This window comes from Coleofasciculus sp., assembly GCF_046565525.1.
GTDB lineage: Bacteria > Cyanobacteriota > Cyanobacteriia > Cyanobacteriales > Coleofasciculaceae > Coleofasciculus.
The window spans coordinates 1-22,387 of the sequence record NZ_JBKHUP010000080.1 but is presented as its reverse complement, the minus strand read 5'-3'; the positions used below and the strand labels follow the sequence as shown (position 1 = coordinate 22,387).

The 22,387-nt window shown below is 44.2% G+C and carries 23 protein-coding genes and 1 pseudogene; 11 read left to right on the top strand and 13 right to left on the bottom strand.

What is annotated here, in order from left to right; genetic code table 11:
* Window positions 1-323: 323 nt before the first annotated feature.
* Entirely contained in the window at window positions 324-938 is a 615-nt protein-coding gene (locus ACLGGO_RS25035) for a Uma2 family endonuclease (RefSeq protein WP_446421314.1), read from the bottom strand.
* A gap of 397 nt (window positions 939-1,335) precedes the next feature.
* On the opposite strand from ACLGGO_RS25035, the gene map reads away from it, so the two are divergent.
* The 4 genes from map (at window position 1,336) to ACLGGO_RS25015 (ending at window position 5,358) form a co-directional block, all read left to right on the top strand.
* Window positions 1,336-2,163, top strand: coding sequence for a type I methionyl aminopeptidase (gene map, locus ACLGGO_RS25030; protein ID WP_446421313.1), 828 nt, complete (start codon window positions 1,336-1,338; stop codon window positions 2,161-2,163).
* A 304-nt stretch (window positions 2,164-2,467) separates the two neighbouring features.
* Entirely contained in the window at window positions 2,468-3,229 is a 762-nt protein-coding gene (locus ACLGGO_RS25025; RefSeq protein ID WP_446334709.1) for a MinD/ParA family ATP-binding protein, read from the top strand.
* Window positions 3,230-3,472: 243 nt separating this feature from the next.
* Window positions 3,473-4,633 carry an AAA family ATPase gene (locus ACLGGO_RS25020; protein WP_446421312.1) on the top strand — a complete coding sequence of 387 codons (1,161 nt, stop codon included), beginning with the start codon at window positions 3,473-3,475 and terminating at the stop codon, window positions 4,631-4,633.
* Between the two features lie 17 nt (window positions 4,634-4,650).
* Window positions 4,651-5,358, top strand: a complete 708-nt coding sequence (locus tag ACLGGO_RS25015) for a hypothetical protein (protein WP_446421311.1) — start codon at window positions 4,651-4,653, stop codon at window positions 5,356-5,358.
* A 168-nt stretch (window positions 5,359-5,526) separates the two neighbouring features.
* Here ACLGGO_RS25015 and purB read toward each other — a convergent pair whose 3' ends face one another.
* The gene (gene purB / locus ACLGGO_RS25010) at window positions 5,527-6,822 is read right to left on the bottom strand and encodes an adenylosuccinate lyase (protein WP_446421323.1); all 1,296 of its coding nucleotides are present in this window, start codon (window positions 6,820-6,822) and stop codon (window positions 5,527-5,529) included.
* 177 nt (window positions 6,823-6,999) lie between these two features.
* Here purB and ACLGGO_RS25005 point away from each other — a divergent pair, with 177 nt between their 5' ends.
* From ACLGGO_RS25005 to ACLGGO_RS24980, 6 genes are all read left to right on the top strand, one after another.
* Window positions 7,000-7,389 (top strand): hypothetical protein, encoded by a 390-nt coding sequence (locus tag ACLGGO_RS25005; RefSeq protein WP_446421310.1) that lies wholly within the window; start codon window positions 7,000-7,002, stop codon window positions 7,387-7,389.
* A gap of 20 nt (window positions 7,390-7,409) precedes the next feature.
* The gene (locus tag ACLGGO_RS25000) at window positions 7,410-7,580 is read left to right on the top strand and encodes a PEP-CTERM sorting domain-containing protein (RefSeq protein ID WP_446334707.1); all 171 of its coding nucleotides are present in this window, start codon (window positions 7,410-7,412) and stop codon (window positions 7,578-7,580) included.
* A 195-nt stretch (window positions 7,581-7,775) separates the two neighbouring features.
* Complete coding sequence (locus tag ACLGGO_RS24995; protein WP_446334706.1) at window positions 7,776-8,675, top strand: hypothetical protein; 900 nt, start codon at window positions 7,776-7,778, stop codon at window positions 8,673-8,675.
* Window positions 8,676-8,781: 106 nt separating this feature from the next.
* Window positions 8,782-10,728 (top strand): Hsp70 family protein, encoded by a 1,947-nt coding sequence (locus ACLGGO_RS24990; RefSeq protein WP_446421322.1) that lies wholly within the window; start codon window positions 8,782-8,784, stop codon window positions 10,726-10,728.
* A gap of 65 nt (window positions 10,729-10,793) precedes the next feature.
* The gene (locus ACLGGO_RS24985; RefSeq protein ID WP_446421309.1) at window positions 10,794-11,588 is read left to right on the top strand and encodes a DUF4058 family protein; all 795 of its coding nucleotides are present in this window, start codon (window positions 10,794-10,796) and stop codon (window positions 11,586-11,588) included.
* Window positions 11,589-11,656: 68 nt separating this feature from the next.
* Window positions 11,657-12,286 (top strand): type I restriction endonuclease, encoded by a 630-nt coding sequence (locus tag ACLGGO_RS24980; protein WP_446421308.1) that lies wholly within the window; start codon window positions 11,657-11,659, stop codon window positions 12,284-12,286.
* Between the two features lie 312 nt (window positions 12,287-12,598).
* On the opposite strand, the gene ACLGGO_RS24975 is transcribed toward ACLGGO_RS24980, so the two are convergent.
* The 8 genes and pseudogenes from ACLGGO_RS24975 to ACLGGO_RS24940 all read right to left on the bottom strand — a co-directional run bounded on the left by ACLGGO_RS24975 (window position 12,599) and on the right by ACLGGO_RS24940 (window position 17,863).
* On the bottom strand, window positions 12,599-13,282 hold the full coding sequence (locus tag ACLGGO_RS24975) for a hypothetical protein (RefSeq protein ID WP_446421307.1): 684 nt from the start codon (window positions 13,280-13,282) through the stop codon (window positions 12,599-12,601).
* Between the two features lie 12 nt (window positions 13,283-13,294).
* A complete protein-coding gene (locus ACLGGO_RS24970; protein WP_446421306.1) occupies window positions 13,295-13,525 on the bottom strand; it encodes a ribbon-helix-helix domain-containing protein in 231 nt (76 codons plus the stop codon).
* 276 nt (window positions 13,526-13,801) lie between these two features.
* Window positions 13,802-14,098, bottom strand: coding sequence for a hypothetical protein (locus ACLGGO_RS24965; protein WP_446421305.1), 297 nt, complete (start codon window positions 14,096-14,098; stop codon window positions 13,802-13,804).
* A gap of 95 nt (window positions 14,099-14,193) precedes the next feature.
* Window positions 14,194-15,720 carry a ferredoxin:protochlorophyllide reductase (ATP-dependent) subunit B gene (bchB, locus tag ACLGGO_RS24960; protein WP_446421304.1) on the bottom strand — a complete coding sequence of 509 codons (1,527 nt, stop codon included), beginning with the start codon at window positions 15,718-15,720 and terminating at the stop codon, window positions 14,194-14,196.
* A 616-nt stretch (window positions 15,721-16,336) separates the two neighbouring features.
* Window positions 16,337-16,600 (bottom strand): Txe/YoeB family addiction module toxin, encoded by a 264-nt coding sequence (locus tag ACLGGO_RS24955; protein WP_446334701.1) that lies wholly within the window; start codon window positions 16,598-16,600, stop codon window positions 16,337-16,339.
* Complete coding sequence (locus ACLGGO_RS24950) at window positions 16,597-16,833, bottom strand: type II toxin-antitoxin system Phd/YefM family antitoxin (protein ID WP_446334759.1); 237 nt, start codon at window positions 16,831-16,833, stop codon at window positions 16,597-16,599. Before ACLGGO_RS24950 ends, ACLGGO_RS24955 begins: the two co-directional genes overlap by 4 nt.
* Window positions 16,834-16,985: 152 nt before the next feature.
* Window positions 16,986-17,237: pseudogene (locus tag ACLGGO_RS24945) on the bottom strand (HNH endonuclease); the annotation flags it as partial.
* A 41-nt stretch (window positions 17,238-17,278) separates the two neighbouring features.
* Window positions 17,279-17,863, bottom strand: coding sequence for a hypothetical protein (locus ACLGGO_RS24940; RefSeq protein ID WP_446421303.1), 585 nt, complete (start codon window positions 17,861-17,863; stop codon window positions 17,279-17,281).
* 531 nt (window positions 17,864-18,394) lie between these two features.
* Here ACLGGO_RS24940 and ACLGGO_RS24935 point away from each other — a divergent pair.
* Complete coding sequence (locus tag ACLGGO_RS24935) at window positions 18,395-19,609, top strand: glycosyltransferase family 4 protein (RefSeq protein ID WP_446334698.1); 1,215 nt, start codon at window positions 18,395-18,397, stop codon at window positions 19,607-19,609.
* A 20-nt stretch (window positions 19,610-19,629) separates the two neighbouring features.
* Here the strand turns inward: ACLGGO_RS24935 and ACLGGO_RS24930 are convergent, their stop codons facing one another.
* The 3 genes from ACLGGO_RS24930 to ACLGGO_RS24920 all read right to left on the bottom strand — a co-directional run bounded on the left by ACLGGO_RS24930 (window position 19,630) and on the right by ACLGGO_RS24920 (window position 21,908).
* A complete protein-coding gene (locus ACLGGO_RS24930; protein WP_446334697.1) occupies window positions 19,630-20,436 on the bottom strand; it encodes a Uma2 family endonuclease in 807 nt (268 codons plus the stop codon).
* A 117-nt stretch (window positions 20,437-20,553) separates the two neighbouring features.
* Entirely contained in the window at window positions 20,554-21,270 is a 717-nt protein-coding gene (gene rph / locus ACLGGO_RS24925) for a ribonuclease PH (RefSeq protein WP_446334696.1), read from the bottom strand.
* 41 nt (window positions 21,271-21,311) lie between these two features.
* Window positions 21,312-21,908: an adenylate kinase gene (locus ACLGGO_RS24920; protein WP_446421302.1), complete on the bottom strand. Its 597-nt coding sequence runs from the start codon at window positions 21,906-21,908 to the stop codon at window positions 21,312-21,314.
* Window positions 21,909-22,387: the final 479 nt, after the last annotated feature.

Here is a 22,387-nt window from a genome sequence, read left to right as displayed (position 1 = left end):
AGCCTGATTTTTGACCCTTCACAACCTTCGAGACAAGGCGCGTCTGTGTGTAGGGGCGGGTTTGACGACTATCTTTTCGGTTGCACCCAGATATAACTAAACCCGCCCCGATATAGGTTTCTAGACTTCCGGTGAAACGTCAGGTTTCTTGACTGATGCAGTAAGTGGCGCAAGTTCTCATGGTTGAGACGGGTTCAGATGTATGGCGCGAGGAAAAAACAGTCTCTAACTCGAAAAATTCAGAAATTCCTTATTTATGAGAGTAACCCAACTCTAAGGTTAACCTATTGGGTTTCGTTTACGCTCTACCCAACCTACTTGAACTAGCGACTAACTGACTGAAATATTTCTTCAGCAGTTAAATTTAAGTCTGGAAAAGCAACCGACTGGATAGAGTCATTGCCTCGAAATTGACTAATTTGGTATTCTCCATCGACTAAAAGATAAATAGAAATCGTTGGTTGTTTCGGATTACCAATAAATTTACGACCACCCAGAGCCAAATAATCGACAATCCAATACTCAGTAATTCCTATCCCTTCGTACTCTCCATATTTTTTGTAGTAATCATCCCGCCAATTACGGCTAACCACTTCAATGACTAAAGGGATCGATTCTCCCAGAGTCAAAGTCGATTCTTTTTTCCACAAGGGTTCGTTGCTCAAGTTCAAACGGTTGATTAATAAGATATCTGGCAAATAAGCCGATTCACTTGAGGCTGATTTCACCAGCGCTGTTTTCGGAATAGAATAGGGACGATTGAGGCGAACATATTCTAATGTCAGCTTTTCGGCTAAAAATCCCACAACGTCTTCATGTTCTCCGGTAGGCTGGGGCATTTCAACAATTGCTCCATCATGAAGTTCATAGCGTTTATTGTCTGGCTTCCAGTGGATGAATTCAGCGAAAGTTATGGGTTTTTGTAAGGATTGAACCATAATTTATTGAGTCAGGAGAAAAAGCGCGGACAAACCCAATGGGGTTTAAAGAATACCCGGACAAACCACAGAGACACAGAGGACACAGAGGTGATAGGGGTCTGGAGTAGGGGCACCAGTGCTGTGTCCCTATAGGTGGGGTTGTAGACTGTTTATCAAATTCAAAGGGTTGATTAACACGATATCTGGCAAATAAGCTGAAGCCGGGATAATCAATGATAAGATAAAACTTTGTCGCCGGATCACCCTTGCCCAGCCGAAATCAACTCATTGAATCGGCAACATCGGGGAATTGAAACCTGAAAATCCCTCTTTTGCCAGCAGGCTTTCCCGCAGTGTAGGGGAAGGCAAGGGGATCTCCAAGTCAAGCTCACCCATTCTCGGTTTCATCGTTTACATGAATATTCTTAGTAACCTGCTTTCCAAACCCGCCCAGCAATCCCGTCCGAAAAAACAACGTCGGGGCATAGAAATTAAATCCGAGTCTGAACTTACCATTATGCGGCAGGCATCTAAAATAGTCGCCACAGTGCTCAAAGAAATTTCCGAACAGGTTAAACCGGGAATGACTACAGCGGATTTGGATGCTTATGCGGAAAAACGCATCCGCGAGATGGGAGCAACCCCCAGTTTTAAAGGATACCACGGCTTCCCCGCTTCAATCTGTTCCTGTCTCAACAACGAAGTGGTGCATGGAATTCCCAGTCGCAAAAAGGTGATTCGGGCGGGGGATGTGCTGAAAGTTGACACAGGTGCTTACTATGAAGGCTTCCATGGCGACTCCTGTATTACCATCGCCGTGGGTAATGTTAAACCCAACGCCGCTAAGTTAATCGAAGTCGCAGAAGCATCGCTGTACAAAGGAATCGAACAGGTGAAAGCGGGGAACTACCTGATTGACATTGCGGGCGCGATCGAAGATTATGTGAACGCTAATGGTTTTACTGTGGTGGAAGATTTCACAGGTCATGGCGTGGGACGCAACTTGCACGAAGAACCCTCTGTATTTCACTTCCGCACTCGGCAAATGGCCAATGTTAAGTTACGGGAAGGGATGACTCTGGCAATTGAACCCATTATTAATGCAGGTTCTAAGTTTACCCGTATCTTATCTGACCGTTGGACAGCCGTAACCGTCGATAATGCCCTATCTGCTCAGTTTGAGCATACTGTGTTAGTGACAACAGATGGATACGAAATTTTAACCGATCGCACTAAGGTGTGAACGAGTCGAGTTAAGATAGATCAACTCAAAACTTAGCCGGGGCGGGTTTAGTCACATCTGGGTTAATCAGAAACGATAGTAGTAAAACCCGCCCCTACACAAATCGGTTCGGGCGGGTTTAGTCACATCTGAGTTAATCAGAAACGATAATAGTGAAACCCGCCCCTACACAAATCGGTTCGGGCGGGTTTAGTCACATCTGGTTTAATCAGAAACGATAGTAGTAAAACCCGCCCCTACACAAACACCAGGTTCCCTGAGCCTAGCGTTGCGTCAAAACTAATCGACATCCTAGAGGTATAAAATGTCGGAAATTGTGTCTATCCACTCATTCCGTGGTGGCACTGGCAAATCAAACTCCACAGCCAATCTAGCCGCAACTGTCGCTAAAGCTGGATATCGAGTCGGTATTGTTGATACCGATATCCAGTCTCCAGGAATTCACGTTCTTTTCGGCTTTGATGAGAACAAAATGAAAAACGCCCTCAATGATTACTTATGGGGGCGCTGTCAAATTGAAGATGCGGCGTATGATGTCAGTTCTATCCTGGGAGAAAACCGCAAAATCAATAGTAAACTCTATTTGATTCCCTCCAGTATTCGCATGGGAGAGATTACCCGGATTTTGCGAGAAGGGTACGATGTCAATATGTTAATTGACGGTTTTGAGGACTTAATTTCAGCCTTAAAGCTAGACTATCTCTTCATTGATACTCACCCCGGTCTGAATGAAGAAACCCTACTGTCTATCACTATCTCTGACGTATTGTTAATTATTCTACGTCCAGACCGTCAGGATTTTCAAGGAACGGCTGTCACCGTCGATGTGGCGCGGAAGTTGCAAGTGCCTAAGTTACTGCTGATGGTGAATAAAGCCCATGAATCGCTAGATTTTAAGGCATTAGAGCAAGATATGACGAAAACCTATCAGGCTAAAGTCGCGGGGATTTTACCCTTATCGGAAGAAATGATTCAACTCGCTAGTGGTGATGTCTTTTGTATCCGCTTTCCCAGTCATCCTTTAAGTCTAGAAATTAAAAAAGTGGCACAGCAGATTATGACATGATAGAAATATCACTGACATAAGCTAGGCTCGTAGTTGCGCTAAAGCGCTAAAAATTCTAGCTGACTACAAACCCTTAAGAAGCGTGCCATTTTCCTTAAATTAGTACCATTCACGTTAAGTATTAGGTGAGTGGGTATACGAATTTTTACGTGATTTTCCCTTAAATTCATTTGTTGTTACTAGGTTATCTAAAATATAAAATGAACTGAATACTTCTCTTTAAGGTCAGAAAAATACATAGACATGAAAATTACACGCCTAAGAGTTGAGAACTTCAAATCCCTCGTTGACTTTAATTTATCTTTAGCCAAATTTAACTGTTTAGTTGGACTGAATGGTTCAGGCAAATCAACAGTATTACAATTCTTTGACTTTTTATCTCAACAGGTTAAAGGGGATCTAGACGATTGGTTAAAAAAACGGCAGTGGGAAGCCTCTGATATTAATTCAAAATTAACTCGAAAAAATAATATTGATTTTGAAGCTTGTCTTCTCCATAATAAAAATTTTGAGGTTAAATGGTCTGCCAGTTTTAACCGAACAACATTGCGTTGTACCGCTGAACGTATAGATTGGAATAATAATTTAATTCTGAAAGTAGAATATGGAAAATATAATATCTGGGCTTTGACTAAGCAAGAGCGGGAGAACAAATTATCTGGAACTATCACGTTTGATTATCAAGGCTCATTACTATCACAGATTAAAGAATCTCAATTAACCACACAAACCCTTGAACTTAAGAAGTTTTTTGAAGAAATAAATGCATTAGATCTTTTGTCTCCTGAGTTGTTAAGACAGCGGACACGAGAGGCAACGAATAGTTTAGGATTGGGTGGTGAACGTCTTTCAGCCTTTCTATATGAAATAGGGGAAGCCAAACGAGACGATATTAAACAAACAATGACTAAAATTTATCCAACAATCAAAAAAATTGATGTAGAAAAACTGCGTTTTGGCTGGAAAAGACTTCTAGTTGAAGAGGAATTTAAAAAGACTCTATTAAAGACAGAAGCACGCCATGTAGCTGATGGGTTTTTGCGTATGCTGGCGATTTTGGCGCAACTGTCTAAAGAGCAAAGTTTTTTGTTGCTTGATGAAATAGAGAATGGTATTAATCCGGAACTCATTGAATTTATCGTTGATAGCTTAGTTCAATCTCCTCCGCAAGTGCTGGTTACAACCCATAGTCCAATGATTTTGAATTATCTCGAAGATGATATTGCCATTGCCGGTGTAATTTACCTATACAAAACGCAAAATGGCTCGACACAAGCTGTGCAACTCTTTGATATTCCTTCTATGCGAGAGAAATTAACGGTTATGGGTCCAGGGGAAGTTTATGAGGATACCTTATTAACTCAACTGGATCAAGAAATTAGTAGCCTAAAACAAACTAATTAGTCAGAGGTACGTTGGCTGTGTTTTTACTACTCAGTGGAGAAGGAGCATCTGATATAGGCGCTCAGCATGAAATTGGTCCCATGACTAAGTTTATTGATCATTGGGTCATTCGACGTAGCCATTACTCCTTAGTTAAAATAGACTGTTATAAAATTGTTTCCAAAACGGAATTAGCTAATATAGCCAAAAGTCAGCTCAAGCCTCTTTCGCGAAAAGGAAAAAAGCACAAGAAAGAAACAGGGTATTTCTATAAAAATGCCAGAGCTTTAGCTTTATTAGCAAAGGAAGAGAGTAGTAAGCTTGAGACAATAGTCATACCAGTTTTGTTTAGAGATGCAGACGGTACTGCAAGCTCTGATCGAGGAGAATGGAAAGATAAACGTCAATCTGTGTTGAATGGTTTTGAAGCTGAAGCAATTTTAAATGGTGTTCCAATGATTCCCAAACCCAAGTCTGAAGCTTGGATTTTGTGTGCATTGCGTGAGCGTTATCACAATTGTCAGCCCCTTGAAAATGAGTCAGGTAATGATGATTCGCCGAAGTCCTTGAAAAAACAGTTAGAGCAGCATCTGGGTAAACCAGCAACAAGAGAGTTACTGAATGATGAGATTGATCAAGGCAACCTAGATATTAGCCAAATTATAGATATGCCTAGTCTTACTGCATTTAAGGAAAGATTAGATGAAGTATTGGATAACCTTAGATTGCCTCGGCAGGACTATTGACCGAGGATTAATCCAGATTCTCAGTGTAACGCGATCGCACCTTCGATGTTTTCAGTCATAGCTTTTGTCATTTGTCCAAGAGGGCGGGTTTATTTACATCTTTTGTGAAGTAAGAAACGATAGTAGTGAAACCCGCCCCTACAGACGAATAATGACACGTCTGGAACATTAAATTCCCAAGCGTTGATAAATCTCGTCGAGATGCCGAAAATGATGTTGGGGATTAAAACAGTCCTCAATTTCATCCGGTGTTAGCTGACTCTGAACACGAGAATCTTGGGCGATGAGTTCCCGAAAATTTCCCCCAGGTTGATTCCATGCCTGATGAGCGCAAGACTGAACAATACTGTAGGCGTCTTCTCGACTGGTTCCCTTTTCGACGAGAGTTAACATGACTCGTTGACTAAAGATGACACCCCCATAGCGATTGAGATTCCGCTTCATGTTTTCCGGGTACACCAATAAGTTTTTGACTAAATGAGTCATTTCATGAATCATAAAGTGGGTCAAAATGCAAGTATCTGGCAGGATAACCCGTTCCACAGAGGAGTGAGAAATATCCCGTTCGTGCCATAGTGCTATATTCTCCAGCGCGGCGACAGCATGACCCCGAAGAATCCGCGCCATCCCGCTTAGGCGTTCGGAACGAATCGGGTTACGCTTATGAGGCATTGCCGAAGATCCTTTTTGTCCTTTGGCAAAAAATTCTTCAACTTCCAAGACATCGGTGCGTTGTAAGTTGCGAATTTCTACCGCAAAGCGTTCCAGGGAAGCGCCTAAGAGCGCCAACTGCTGGACAAATTCACCATGACGATCGCGTGAAATAACCTGGGTTGATGCCATATCCGGATCAAGTCCCAACTTCTGAGTTGCGATCGCTTCCACACGAGGGTCAGTATTGGCGTAGGTTCCCACCGCACCAGAAATCTTACCCACGGCAATATGTTGGCGCAAATTCACCAAGCGATCGCGGTGTCGCAATACTTCCGCCAACCACCCAGCTAGCTTAAAGCCAAAGGTAATCGGTTCAGCATGAATCCCATGCGATCGCCCAATCATCACGGTGTAGCGATGTTGTTGCGCCTGATAGCGGATCGCTTGAATCAGTTGCTCCAAGCATTCCACAATCAGATTCAGACTAGCAACCAGTTGTAGTGCTAAAGCGGTATCTAAAACATCAGAACTGGTTAATCCCAAGTGGATGTAGCGCCCCACATCCCCCACATACTCATTCACATTCGTCAGAAACGCGATCATATCATGACGGACTTGAGCCTCAATTTCCAAGATGCGATCGACATCAAAATTTGCCTTCGCCTTAATTTCCTCAACCGCATCCGCCGGAATCTCACCCAATTCCGCTTTTGCCTCACAAACTGCAATTTCCACCTGAAGCCAGGTTTTGAATTTATAGGTATCCGTCCAGAGTTCGCCCATTTCAGGCAAGGTATAGCGCTCGATCAATGCCTGCATACGCCCAATACAACCGTCATATTGTACAACTGTGCTTTGGTTTATTCCATTTTTTTGGATGTTGGATTGTAGAAGCCTTATGACTTGGTTGTATTAGTCATCCTTTCTGGACAGGTATCTCCAGGGCTAGCAGGATAAACTAGTATAAGTACTTATTGCAATATTTCCATGTTTGATCTCACTTTTTTACTTGAATTCTCCCGCGCCCATTGTGTGGCGATTTGTGCGGGGTTAGTTCCCCTTAACTTACTGCTTACGTTGCAGACGATGATTTTGACGGGACTCCAGCGCTCTCAACGTCAGGTGCGACTAGCGGCTGTACTTGCCTATATTCCGGCTGGGGTGATGGTACTCCATGTTTGGACATGGTGGATGATTGGGGTAGTGATGGCGCCCACGTTCATCTTGTTAGCCTTAGCTTGTATCTGTGCGGGGATTAATGTCTGGGCAAGTCTTTCCCCGCAAACGATGGCTAGTTTACTGCGAGGAGGGTGGTTCTGGGTGATGGAACATATCCGCCATTCTGATAAGCGTCGTGATTCTGTCGTTGTTTCTTAAGTTCAAATTCTGATGGACAATTGTTTAACAAAGTTGTACTCAGTGAAACAGGTTCAGATGTTAGTATTGCCCTGGAAACTGATAACCATGCTTTCCGTGCTGTTCCCGAACCCCTCACCATTCTGGGTTCCGGTTTGGCTTTAGGATTTGGCGCTATCTTCAAGAAACAACAGTCACGGCGTCGCCAGTAAATTCACTCCTTTCTCATAACCTTTTGTTCGGTTCTGATTGTAGAGACGTTGCATGCAACGTCTCTACAATATCGTTCAAAGCCAGAGATTTACGCAGGATGAACCATCAACGATAAGCTTGGGAGTATATTCCACACAACTAAGAACTGCTATAGGTTATCACTTAGAAGCAGTGCTACAGTCTCAAGATAGGCGATGACCACACTACTAACGCTTTTTAGCAAACAACGACAGGAACTTCAAGGCGCGATCGATAAAACGACGAATCCAGAACAGGTGGTGATGCTGGTGCAAAACCAACTCAATACTCTCGAAAGCACTTATATTGGGGGACTGAGCGTTTCTCAGGTGCGTCTGGCGGCTTTTTTCCTGGATGCGCTGCGCCAGTCTGTCGCCACTCTAGCGGCGGCGAATCCAACCAACCCGATGCGGGTTACTACCCCAGAACCGGAGTCAGAGGATCAAACAGGGCGACGGTTGTCTCCCAAACGCCTAATTCTCAAAGTTCTCCAGGGACTTATCTGTATCGGTATCTTGGATTCCCTGTTCAACTTGAGTTCCGATGCGCCCGGAGCGTGGCTGGATATTTTGCTGATGGCTTTGCTTGTCGGGCTTGAGGTTGTCTCCCAACTCGATAAAGGTTCTCCAGAAAACCCTACAGACGCCCTTGAATCAACAGCCTCTGCGCTTTCCTTGCGAATCGATAGCCAAGTCCTGTTAGATAACCTAGCGGAGGCTCTCAATACCATTGATTTGGCAGTTGCTCAAGCCCAAGATGGGAAGAAAACCGTAGAGGCGAATGCAATTGAGGAACAACCCGAACTATTAAATCTGCTACAACGGTTGATAGGCGCATCTTTTCTAGAAAAGCCCCAGATGGCGCTAGAACTGACTAAACTTATACCCCAAATTTTGATCGAGCAGGGTATTGAAGCCAAACTCTATCAACCGGATGATGTTAAGAGTCAGCGGGAGTATTTTGACTTCGAGCCAAGTATCAACCCCAATGCTAAAGAGTATATTACAATCGCGCCGGCTTTAGTGAAAGGCGATCGCTTATTGCGGCGGGGACGGGTAATTGAACCGAAACCTTAATAAATAATCAATTATGAATGATGTATTGTTCCGACAAAACCCTGAGCAAACCGAGAGTATTTTGAACCTGAACACGTCACCCCTATCTTCTATTCTTCCCGATAATATGCCTGTTTTAGAAACCATTGGATTTGATTTAGGACACGGTGAAACAGCCGTGGCTAAAGCGGTAGTGGAGAGTATTGATCCCCCAGAAATGCTGGAGGTGAATAATAAGAAAGTTCAAGTCACCGCCCTAGGCTGGCATCCTGATTTAGGTTATTTGGTGGGGGAGCAAGCGTTAATTCAAGTGGGTGTAACCCAACTCGACATTGCCTTTAAACAAAAACCAAATGCCGATCTAAATTACCGCAAGACTATTCGTCATTTTCTGGAAACTTACTACAATCTTTTGCAAAAAAGCAAACAACTGGAAGGGGAAGAAAAGAGTCATTTTTTCGTGGGTTGTCCATCGGGATGGTCAAAGCGCGATCGCCAAGAGTATCAAACCATCTGTAAAGCTGCTGGAATTACCCGACTCAGCGTGGTTCCAGAATCACGGGCGGCGTTTATGCAGGCAAAGGAAGCGGGGAAGCTGGATTATGACAAGCTCAAATCGGCGGTACTGATTATTGATATTGGGTCTTCCACAACCGATTTTACGTTAGTCAAGAGTTTACATGAAATTCCCCTAGATTTTGGGAGTAATACGTTAGGAGCTTTCCTAATTGACAAAGCAATTTTTGAGCGAACCGTGGCGAACTATGAAGATACCGCATTATTAAAATGGGTGTTTGAGGAATATCCCCATCATAAAGCCCGTTGTCTATTGGCTAGCCGTAAAGCCAAGGAAGATTATTTTTCTAACGAACAAGTCTACAGCCATCCCCAATCCTTTGCCCGTGGTTTTGAATCGATTAACGAACAGATTTATTTTATTCCCCAAGTCAATAAATCTGTGATGACGGAGATATTGAATCAACCGTTAACGGAATTGGATGGGAAAAGTTGGATTGAATCATTTCGGGAGTCAATGATTGAGGCAAAAAAAACCCTGGTTGAACAAGGGATAACTCCAAAGGTTTTACTCATGACAGGGGGTGCATCGCGGATGCACTTTACCCGTCAAATTTGTGAAGAAATTTTCCCCGAACCTGCTACCCAAGTGCGTCCAGATCCCGAACCGGAACGGTGTATCGCCCTAGGGTTAGCACGAGTCGGACGCTGGGATTTACGGGCGGAAGCGTTTAAAAAAGAAGTGGATCAACGGTTTGATTCTCAGAAACTCAAATCGATTATTGAACGACATATTCCTGAGTTAATTGAACTGTTAATTAAACCATTATCCCAGGGGTTAATTGACAACGCGGTTAAACCCAGTTTGCAAGACTGGCGCATGAATAAAATTAGGACGTTAGGTGACTTAGAAACTCGGATGAAGCAGCAGGCACAGGCGTGGATTAAAAATGATTCTCTGGGGAAGAATGGCACTGAATCCGCACGACAGATTGTCAAAAATCAATCGATTACTTGGTTTAACAGCAAGATTCAACCTGAATTGTCGGTGGAAACCGACCCAATTTGTCAAAAATATCAGATACCCAGAAGCAGTTTAAGATTTGAGGAAGGGATTGATCCGGATGTGGTTAACCCAGAAATCTCCGTTGGCGATGCTATCTTGGCGGATACGGTGTTATTAATTGTTAATATCGTGATTGGTGGGGGAACGGTTGGGGGGATTATTGCGCTGATTTTAACTGGACATTTGACGTGGCCCCTTTTAGTCATTTATGGTATTTCGGTACTGGCGGCTGGTGTGGAAATCACGCGAAGCAAAACCCAGGAAGCGATTAAGACCAAGTTAGATATTCCCAGTTGGAGTCGTCAATTTCTGTTGAATGATAATAAGATCAACTCAACCTGTGAGCAAATGAAGCCGGAGTTAGAGAAGGTGTTTAGGGAACAATTGCTTGAAAACCAGGAGGCGTTTGATGAATTAATTAATAAGGTGGGGCGAGAGTTAAAGAAAGCGCTTAATGCGAAGGCGCAAGAAGCGGTAATCTTGATTCAGTAGAAAATCTAGGTAATAATCACGCCTTAACGCTAAGCTATTATATAGCCTCACACTCCAGCAATCTCATGACCTCACCTTTTCCTGGAATGAACCCCTATTTGGAACAACCAGAAATCTGGTCACAGGTTCACAAATGGCTGACACTTCTAATCGCCCAAACCCTGAACCCGCAACTCCGTCCCCAGTATAGGGTAGCGATTGAGGAAAGAGTTTACGAAGCAAAGGGGGAGGATTCGCTGTTAGTTGGAATCCCTGATGATGTAGTTGTGCAACCTTCTCGAACCACTCCAACCCCTGAGCAAAATTCAGCTAATATTGCTGTCGCTACTCCTGCGGTAAAACCCCAGAAAGTTACTCTTCCGATGACTGAAACAGTCCGGGAATGGTATTTAGAAGTGCGTCAAGTGGAAACGGGAGATGTGATTACTGTCATTGAAATTATTTCCTCTAAGAATAAGCGTGCTGGAGAAGGTCGGATAAAGTACGAAAGCAAACGGCAAAAACTATTAGATAGCCGCACCCATTTAATTGAAATTGACTTACTTTGTCAAGGAAAAGCCCTACCAATGAATGGGCAAGCTATCACTAGCCATTATCGGATTCTCGTCAGTCGCTCATCTGAACGTCCCCAAGCTGATTTATATGGGTTCAACCTGCAACAAGAAATTCCTGTATTTCCGTTACCCTTAAAACCAGAAGATACAGAACCCCTGATTAATTTACAAGAGTTGCTGCATCGTCTCTATGATCAAGGCAGTTATGATCTGGCGATCAATTATCACACAGAACTAAAACCTTCTCTATCACAAGCTGATGCAGCTTGGGTGGATCAAGTCTTGCGTGAACAAGGATTGAGGTAAAATTTGCTAGTCAGACGTGCTAGAGCTAACTGCTATTGCTATACCAATGTGATAAAAAATGAAGTATTATGGTTGAAACTCTAAAAGCCCAAAGAATAGATTTACGCTACCTAATTGACAACTTTGGTCTTCAGCGCATTCGGGATGACCAGTTTTTTGGGGAATGGCAAACCAATCTCCCCGAACTAACGGATATAGAGAAACAAGAACTCGACCGGGTGCAGGAGGGATATTTTAATTTAGTCGAATATCCGCCGTTGTTAGAAAATGTTGTTAAATTAACAATTGTCAGTCCGCTTTTATTTATTTCGGGTTTATATCTGTCTCCCTTTCACATCAAAGCGGAAAAATCCTTGGAGATTCGAGCAGAGGATGAGACGGTTATTATCGAAGGTAGAATTGATATCCTGGTTCTGAGACAAAATTTCTGGGTTACGGTTATCGAATCCAAGCAAACGGCTTTCTCTATCGAAGAAGGTTTAGCCCAAATTCTGACTTATATACTAGCTGCTCCCAACCCGGAAACCCCCACGTTTGGTATGATTACCAATGGCGTCAATTTTAGGTTTGTCAAGTTAGTTCGAGAAGCAACGCCGAAGTATGCGTTATCAGATGAGTTTGTGATTGATAATCGAGGAAATGAACTCTACAGCGTTTTGAAAATTATCAAGCGTTTGAGTCAATTGGGGGGTGAATGAGTAAGTTGGTGCGTTACGCTATTGGCATGGCACAGCTAAAATTGTGGAAGAGGTTGTAGGTTGGGTTGACGCCAGAAAACCCAACAGAATATAGGGCTAAGGTTCCCTACTACAAGCCGGTGCGATCGCACCGGCTCGAACCTGACTTTTCACCTGAAGTCTAGAAACCTTCGTCGGGGCGGGTTTAGTTACTTATGGGTGCAAGTGAAACGATAGTAGTGAAACCCGCCCCTACAAGCTCAAAAATTATATCCCTTCGTTGCGCCACATACCCTGAAAAGTAAGAACTCGAACCCACAGAACATAATCCTACTACTGCAAGAGTTGCAACGTTCCCCGAATTCGCTCAAACGCCTGTCGATACACCGCCTCATTGCCAGTTCCTTTAGCCAAACTAATCACAATAATATCTTGACCATCGCCACTGGGAAACACGATATTCTCGAACTCGTACAACCCTGTAGACTCGAATGCGATCGCGTCTTGATTGGCTACCTGTTGCTCTTTATAATTCTCTGGGGAGACAAAATAGTCAGAACGGCTTTTTACCCACTCTTGTAACGAGAGGCGATTGGGATTCTCATAAACCCAAAGGCTAACGTTGGCTGGCAATTCCGTACCTTCAAATTCATTCGTCTGCATCGCCTGATAATCCGCCTGCGTCCATACCTCTACGGTTCCCCGCCTCACTTCAGACTCAGTATCTGACTGTTCGCTGGTATCATCAACAACAAATCCCTCTGGATACTCGAAACTGATACCCAAAGACTCGTTTTTATAAGTATTTTGGCTATCCGTTGACGATGAGTTAGTCGGAGTGGCTGGTTCGGTGGAACTGGAGGAAGTTACAGATTCAGCAGACGTTCCCAGAGAATTCACCCCAGAGGGAGGTTCTGCTTGACAGGCGATAGTCAGTCCCAAACTCAAACAGCACAACACTCGACCCAAAAACCAGGATATGCGATTGTTAGTTATCCATTGGCGCTGAATTGACATAAATCATCCTTCTTATCTGCCTTTATCTGGTTTTTCTGGCTTGGGTGGTATCTGTCCGGTTTTTTGAGCTTCTAGTACAGCCACCTCAATCAAAAAGGCAGCTAAACTTGCTCTGGGTCTGCCTTGGTTGTCTGCCCATTGCTCTAAACTTTCATAAATATAGTCGGTAATTGTAACGTGAATACGTTTGCTCACTACCAATAGTTGACGTTCATTATCGCTTTTAATCTTACAGATCTGCACTTGTAAATAGCTTTTCTTCTATTCCTTAAAACTGATATCTTGTACCTTTGTCAGTAAGCCCCGACACCCGCCAAGAACTCAAGTTCTTGGCTTATAGCTAAAGTCCATTAAAATGGACTAAAACTTTTATACAGTCGTCTTTAGACGAATGCAAGCTTTGGGTTCCTTGGGTTGAAACCAATTCCATTTTATTGGAAAATACTCAATTGACCAGCTTAGAGATGTTCCACTAACGTCTTCTACTCCTCCGATAAGAATCATCAAGGATTCTTGCTGCTATTTAGACCTCGTATTCAGTTCAATGCGACTGAGAAGGTCAACGATCGCGATCAGAGCTTGGGTGATAACGTAGACGGTTAAGCAGCCGATTATACCTTGCAACACCACCACCAGTAAGGGGAAGACTACAGCAAGGATGTTTGCTCCAGCCGTGCGAACCTGAAAAAATCCCGTCCCAAACAAAAAAATTAGACTGAAAGCAACAACAAGGAAATAGCCAAAATACTGAATTCTTTTCAGATTGGAAATAAATCTTGTATACAGTTTACCTTGCTCAGAATTACCCTGTGTCATTTTCAGCCAACCCCTACTTCTATACCAATGAGAGTGTCCCCAGCCAGGAAACACTCTCATGCTACTACAAGGTGTGCGATCGCGAAGTCCTTTCTCTAAGCGCCGACAGATTCCTTAGCGGCGTACATCACCTCAAGGGTAATTTCACTAAACCCTCGCTCCCGCGCAAATTTCTCTGTATTCCGCTTCACTTTACCGCGCACGAAACCTGGAACCTTATTCAATTCAGTTTGCGCTTCTTTATTCCAATTCAAATCAGAACCAGCGGAAATCCCTTTAGTAATCACTTCCTTTGTATCATGACCACCGAAGATTTCCAACAGGTGATCTTCCATTCCCAAGGTAAAGGAATTGTACACTAAATCAGCCATTTGATTTGTCCCCTCGTAACCCATGAATGGTTTATAACCAATGGGGAAGTCTTGGATGTGAATCGGTGCAGCAATCACACCACAGGGAATATCTAACCGCTTACCCACATGGCGTTCCATCTGAGTGCCAAAAATAGCCGAGGGTTCAATCCGCGCGATCGCATCGCCAATTTCGCCGTTATCCTCACTAATTAGGATCTGATCACAGTATTCGCTCACCTGTTCCTTGAACCAGTCTGCATCATACTTGCAATAAGTCCCCGCTAGCACTACATGAATCCCCATCTCCCGTGCCAAAATCTTGGTCATCGCCGCCGCGTGGGTATTGTCACCAAAGACAACGGCTTTCTTCCCGGTTAAATTCTGACAGTCAATGGAACGGGAGAACCAAGCCGCTTGGGACACATACAGCGTCTGATTATTAATATACTCCTCGTAATCCACATCAGCGCCTTGCTGGTTGAGTACCTGCTGCATCTTACGGATACACCGTGCTGTTTCCACAACCCCCATCGGTGTGATATCCACATAAGGCATATCGAACTCGGCTTCCAGGTAACGCGCCGCCATCATACCGATTTCCCGATAGGGTACGAGGTTAAACCAAGCGCGAGGCAAATTTTTCAGATTGTGAACTGATGCGCCTTCTGGGATCACCTCGTTCACTTCAATCCCCAAGTCAGCCATTAACCGCTTTAATTCAGTGCAGTCGTGCTGGTTGTGGAAGCCGAGGGTGGAAATACCAATGATGTTCACCGAAGGCTTTTGAGTCTTACCCTCCGGTAATTCCCCTTTCTTCTTCGCCTTGTTCAGATAATACTGGACTATTTGTTCCAGAGTGCGATCGGCGGCTTGTAGTTCATTCACCCGGTAGTGGTTCACATCTGCCAGCATCACATCACCGTTCGCTTCAAGTTGAGCGCGTTCGACGAAGTTAGCCAAATCTTCTTGGAGAATGCTGGAGGTGCAGGTGGGGGTCAATACAATCAGATCTGGGGTGACTTCCTTATCCTTGCGGATGATATTATCCACCACTTTTTCCTGAGAACCCCGTGCCAAAACGTGTCGATCTACGATGCTGGCGGTTACTGGGGTGTAGTCTCGCTCCCGTTCTAGCATCGATCGCATCACGTTGAAATAATCATCGCCCAGTGGTGCATGCATGATCGCGTGGACATTCTTAAAGGAACTGGCAACGCGGAGAGTGCCAATGTGAGCCGGACCTGCATACATCCAGTAAGCCAATTTCATACCGAGTTTCTCCCTTGTATTTGTTGCACAAAGCCCGATTGAGGACGAATGGGCAGTGTTATTGATGAGTTTATATTTTCAAGTCGCTTCTGATTGTCTCAGACTTTAAGCATTTCGTGAGTAGGTAGTGACTCGGATGGTCATGGCGGAAAAATCGCCCAAACCTGCTTACTGACTGGGATTCAGCCTAAAACTAAAACAACTTTGTGGTTGTTTATTGCAATCATTCTTAAAATTTCGCGAAATTCCTCAATGTTTCCCATTGACAAGGAGACGATCTCAGATAAACTCTCTTGAATAATCACCTATCAAAAATTTTGGCAACCTGACACGTTAGCAGCGAGTAAAGAAATGGCAAAACTAGCACAGTTCATGAGCTTGGCAGGGTTGATAACTTCTTTTTCTGCCCAAGTCTACATCCTCGTGCAAGCCTTTCGTTATTCTGCTCTTGACGGATTGCTTTGCCTCGTTATTCCTGGATATATTGTCTACTACGCGAGAAGGAAACGGACACGACAAACCAAACCTCTTCTCGTTTGGATAGGCGGTTTGCTCTTATTTATCTTGGGGCTAGTATTGTCTCCTTAGCTTCTCGTTGCGCTCGTGTTACAAAACATTACTCATAATGAGTCCACATCCGCAGAATCTTTACGGTATTCTCTGACTCAATCACTTGATACACGAGACGATGCTGGATATTGATACGCCGCGAGTAAGCACCAGATAAATCACCCACTAGCTTTTCGTAAGGTGGGGGATTCTGAAATGGGTTAATTTCAATGATATCGAGTAGTGCTTGAGCTTTGTCTCGTAAATTACTTTGAGATAGCTTCTTGGCATCCTTCTGAGCCTGTTTCGTGTAGACAAGTTGCCAAGTCACCACTCCAACTCCTGATCACATTCTTCAAGCGGAGTTGCCAAACCAGCACGAATTGATTCCCGCATTCCCGGTATCGAAAGTAGATACAGCGTTTCCTGAATTGCTAACCAATCGGCTTCAGACAGTAAAATCGCATTGCTACTTCCTGAAGTAATCACAATTGGCTCATGGGATTGACTCACAGCATCGATCAAATCTTGCAATTGCTGTTTGGCTTTATTAATAGGAATCATCGCCATCAACTTAGTCAAGTTTAAACTAATTACACTTGGATCTATTATATTCATGATTTTAGCGTTCTAGTGGCGCAACGGCTTGTCGATTGGTGCGAAAACGCGGCAATTTAGGAGTCATCATTGAAGCCTAACGGTGTAATGTGCTGACTTTATTGATTTGCCTTCAGCGATTTCAGCAATTGCCTGGGTCGAAATAGTTGGATATCTTGATAGCGATCAGGATAGTGGATAAATATATAGTGTTCGTACTCGTACCAGTGCATTTCACCTTTTTCCCGATTGCAGCTACGGCAGATTACCCACAGATTTCCAAAGTCTAAGGACAGCCATGGGTATTGCGATCGCGGAAGTTTGTGATCGATGGTTCTCCCACCCACATCAGCAAATCGACTACCACAAACTTTATCATCGAGGTTCATGGTCTATCTGATTCAGACTTGATTTAGCGATATTTGTTGCGAGATTGCCTGTTTTTTGCCGAAAAACGAGAAGTTTGACTGTAATCAATCACTTCAACTTCAGTTTTCGGCAACTTATTCCGACGAATTGAATTTGATTGCTGGACTTCACGATAGCCCATACCGCTAAATGTGCGACTTTGGTGTAACTCATCATTGTGAGTAGTTAGACTCTGCACTTTACCGGATAATATCTTTTTCTGATCCGATAACTGCTTAATCTGTGCTTCGAGTTTTTCCTGTTCCTGGGAAAGCTGATCCCTGTGAGTGACTAGGGACGTATTCGACTTCTCTAGCGTGGCGATATCCTTTTCTAACTTTTCATGCTCTACCTGAAGAGATTTGAGCTTTTTCTGTGCCTGACTCCGCTGCTGACCAAAATTACGATTATTTTGGCTAAGTTCTTCATTTTTGGCAATGAATGACTCAACCAGCTTCATGGCGCTAGGTTGACCTTGTAGCAGGGTCAATAACTCCTCACACTCTACCGCAGACAGGGATTGGGTAATGTTTTTATTAATGCCGTATTTTGCTTTCAGTGTATCTTGAAGAGTACTCTTGGTTGGCATTCACCTTCTCCTTCAGAGGTTTATTTTCACTATACCTCACGCGGCGTATAGCAGAATCTGTGTACCTCAGTTACCTGAAAAGCGACCTAAGCTTACTGTATTAATTAAAAATCGTCAAAAAAAGATTCTATTTTTTACAAAAATACATGCATCTAACCTCTACGTTTTTTTGCGCCTATATGTGCTAATTTAGCGCAGCATTCTCGCTAAATCAGGCATTTCAGCGACTGGTGATCCGAATTAATTTTAAAATAAATACACTAAGCCACAAGTATTAATTTTACCAAATCGCTGAACCAACGCAAAATCGTTGCTAATTGAGAATAATTCTCAGAGTTTTTTTGCCCGTAACGTTCTGTAAAGCAACAAATCTCTCATCTAAACCCACTCCTAAGAAAAGTTTCAATTATCACCGATAGACTATACTCTCTAGGAATCCCCAATCGGTGATAATTGATCAGGAGATCACCCAGTTGTCGAGGAAAGAGTCATCCGAGAAAAACCGTATCCAAGACTACGAAAAATCACCTGATGCGAATCTTATTTTTGCATTCCAATTTTCCCGCCCAATTCCGCCACCTCGCCGTTATCTTGGCACAAAACCCGCGTCACCAAGTTGTCTTTGGTACAACCCGCAAAGAGGGTCAATTACCCGGTGTTGCCAAGGCAATCTATACACCATCGCGCCAAGCCCGTCCAGAAACCCATCACTACGTCCGCCCTTTGGAAAATGCGGTGCTACAAGGGCAAGGCGTTTATCGCCTGTGTGAACAACTTAAAGCCCAAGGGTTTATCCCCGATGTGGTTTACGGTCATTCCGGTTGGGGTCCTACCTTCTTTATCAAAGACAGTTTCCCCAAGGCGAAACTATTATGCTATTTCGAGTGGTTTTATCACGCTCATGGTTCAGACGCCGACTTCGATCCAGCAGAACCCCTCAACGCCGACGATGAAGCCCGGATTCGGATCAAAAATGCGCCGATTCTGATTGATTTGTACAGTTGCGATCGCGGACTCTCCCCCACCCATTGGCAGCACCAACAGTTTCCCCCAGAGTATCGGGATAAAATTACGGTACACCATGATGGGATTGACACCAACTTTTTTCAACCGAAACCGGGACACAAATTAGTCCTCCCTCGGTTAAATTTAGACCTATCTCACGTCGAAGAACTTATCACCTATGTCGCCAGAGGAATGGAACCCTATCGCGGCTTTCCCCAGTTGATAGAAACCATTGCCTTACTGCAAGAAAAACGCCCCCATTGTCATGCGGTTATCGTGGGCGAAAACCGTGTCGCCTATGGTAAATCGCTTCCGGATGGCAAAACCTATAAGGATGTCATGCTGGAAAATTTTCCATTGGATCTCAACCGTGTACATTTTACAGGCTTACTTCCCTATCCAGATTATCTGCAAGTGTTACAAGCCTCTGCGGTTCATATTTATTTAACCCGTCCCTTTGTTTTATCCTGGTCAATGCTGGAATCCTTATCAACAGGGTGTTTAGTTGTTGCGTCGAATACAGCACCTGTAACTGAGGTCATTCAGGATGGCGTGAATGGTTTATTAGCCGACTTTTTTTCGCCCCAAAACATTTCTGAACGGGTGGAAGAGGTGCTGAATCATCCTGATAGTATGGCGGCGCTGCGAGTTCAAGCCCGCAAAACGATTCTGGAACGTTATGACTTAACTCAATTATTGATGCAGCATATCCAGTGGATCGAACAAACTGTTGGAGATTAACTTTAAATTTTCCCACCTATTTACCTTTGAGAAATCGCTCTCACTTCCTGCACCTCAAACCCCAGCGCCTCCGCCACTTGTTCCACACTCAACCCCATATCCAACAACCGAGGGATTGCATCCCGTCGCGCCTGATGTTCGTGCTGGGCGCGTTCATCACCAATTAGCAAGAGATTTCCTTGTGCATCCCACCAGCGTAACCAGCATTGAGTTTGATTTTGATAGCATCCTTCCCATAGTCCCAACTCTACTCCCAACGGCGCGATCGCATAATGACGCCGTTCATTCGCTTTTAAGGGTTCATAAAACCCATTGACGAGGTGATACACTTCCAACCTTTCCTGATTGATTTCGTAGATACCATAATAGGGAATTCGCATAATCCTTTCATAGACCCAAAACTTCCCTGGTTTCGTTGTTTGGGCTTGATTTGAGAACGATAGTGGCGTGCGATCGCGTTCCTGGGAACCATCCCCTGAAGCAAACTCCAGTGCGATTAAGGGTGCGATAAATTCCCGCCACAACACATAGGAACGACGGATTTTTCCGCCTAACTTGGGCGGAACATTGGGGACATAAAACCAATCTGGTGCTTCAGCTCCTTGTTCAGGTGGATCAGTTTCTCGCCAGTAGATCCCACAATCTTGTCCAATGGCGTATTGTCCATCAGGATGCAGTCGTTGTAAAACTGCTCCAATTGAATCGGTTAGGATTAGGCTTTGAGGGTGTTCTTGAAAATTCTTCACAAATGTACCATCAGACTCAGGAAGTTGAGTATGGTCTGGAAAAGGTGGCGGTAGTAAATCAGCGATAGGACTCTGAGTCATGACTGTTTGGGTAATGATTACATCTATTACATATTAGTTTGGCAAAAGTTGCCCCTTGTCATCCAGCTATACCACATACCCAATCCCTTGTTTCATACTAACAACTGAAAATCCCGATTAGCTCAGGGCGTGACGTTGAGCATCTAACAACTCCTTAATGCCTATTTCTGCCATATCAATTAATTGATTAAGCTGAGTCCGACTAAAGCTTTCTTCTTCCGCCGTTCCTTGAATTTCAATAATATTCAATTCGTCGTTCATGATAATATTGAAATCCGTTTGCGCGGCGACATCTTCTTGGTAGTTCAAATCTAAAAATGGTTCACCCTCCAACAATCCCACCGAAACCGCCGCGATTTGGTGACGGATTGGCGAGCGCTCTAATTCTCCAGCTTGGACTAATTTATCCAAAGCCTCAGCCAGGGCGACGTATCCCCCAGTAATTGAAGCGGTACGGGTTCCCGCATCGGCTTGCAGGACATCCGCATCCACCATCACCGTGCGTTCACCCAAGGCGGTTAAATCTACAGCCGCTCTTAAAGAGCGTCCAATCAGTCGTTGAATTTCTTGAGTTCGACCGGATAGTTTGAGTAATTCACGGGTTTGGCGTTGGGGTGTGGCGCCAGGAAGCATCCGATACTCGGCGGTTAACCAACCACTCCCTGTTCCTTCCAGAAATCGAGGGATTCCCGGCTGAATGGTGACATTACATAATACCTGGGTATCACCGCACTTGGTTAAGACAGAAGCTGATGCAAATTTAGTGAATCCAGGGACAAAACTGATGGGACGGAGTTGGTTAGGTTGGCGATGATCAGGACGTTGCCAAGACATGGTAGTACTTCTGAGTCAGAACGGGGTTTAGTCAAAAAACGTTAATTGTCCAGTGCAAGTTTGTGCAAGATATTCGGCTGAACTTGCTCTGGCGGTTGGTCGCCGTTTATCGTCAACAGCTTTTGACGATAGTCATAGTACTCCAGGATGGGGACTGTGCGCTCGTAGAATAACTCGATGCGGCGCGGGACAATTTCGGGATGGTCATCCAGACGAGACTTGGCTGATGTGGTGCTATCTTTAGCATAGTTTTGCGATCGCTCCACGGAACGAGTCATCATCACGGATTCGGGTACGGTTAAGTAAATCGCCCAATCTAGCTGTTGATTTAACTCCTCCAGGAGAAAATCTAATTCCTCGGCTTGGAAAGCAGTACGGGGATACCCTTCTAGCACCCAACCTTTCGCCGTGTCAGGTTGTAGCAGGCGCTGGCGCATGAATTCGATCAGGATTTCATCAGGGACTAATTCTCCCTTCTCGACGTAGGGTTGCGCCTTTCGACCTAAATCGGTTTGAGATGCGATCGCACGACGCAAAATGTTACCACTGGAAATCTCCACGATCCCCAAATGGCGACACAACTGTCGCGCCTGTGTGCTTTTCCCTGACCCTGGACCTCCCAGAATCACTAGTCTCACGATAATAGCTCCTCTGTTCCTAGCCTGGACAAGTCTTTCATCAATGTTGCACAAATCCTTTGCATCTGGGCAGGTTTTGACGCTAGTGACTACTGACCGTCATTTTGCCACGAATCCCCCTGGATGAACATTCTCACCGACTTACTCTTGACGGACTTGTAGATATGGTGTTTGATTAGGGATGCCACTGAAAAAAATACGCTATATCTTGTTCGCTGCATTGATTGGATTTCGAGTTAGGTTTCTTGAAGTACTTGTGGATTTTGTGATACAGTGACAATGTAGGCAGGGATAGGGGAGAAGGAAAGAATTACTAAAATTGAGTTAAGTTGTAAACGGCTAGAATCCCCAACCCCAAAGGATTTGGTGGAATAGTAGCAGAAACAGGCGATCGCGAATCAGGCGTCAGGAACCTCAGCCTAAAGGCATGAGGCTTGAAAGAGAAATCTAACAAGCCATTCTGACCAGCTTAAGTCTTA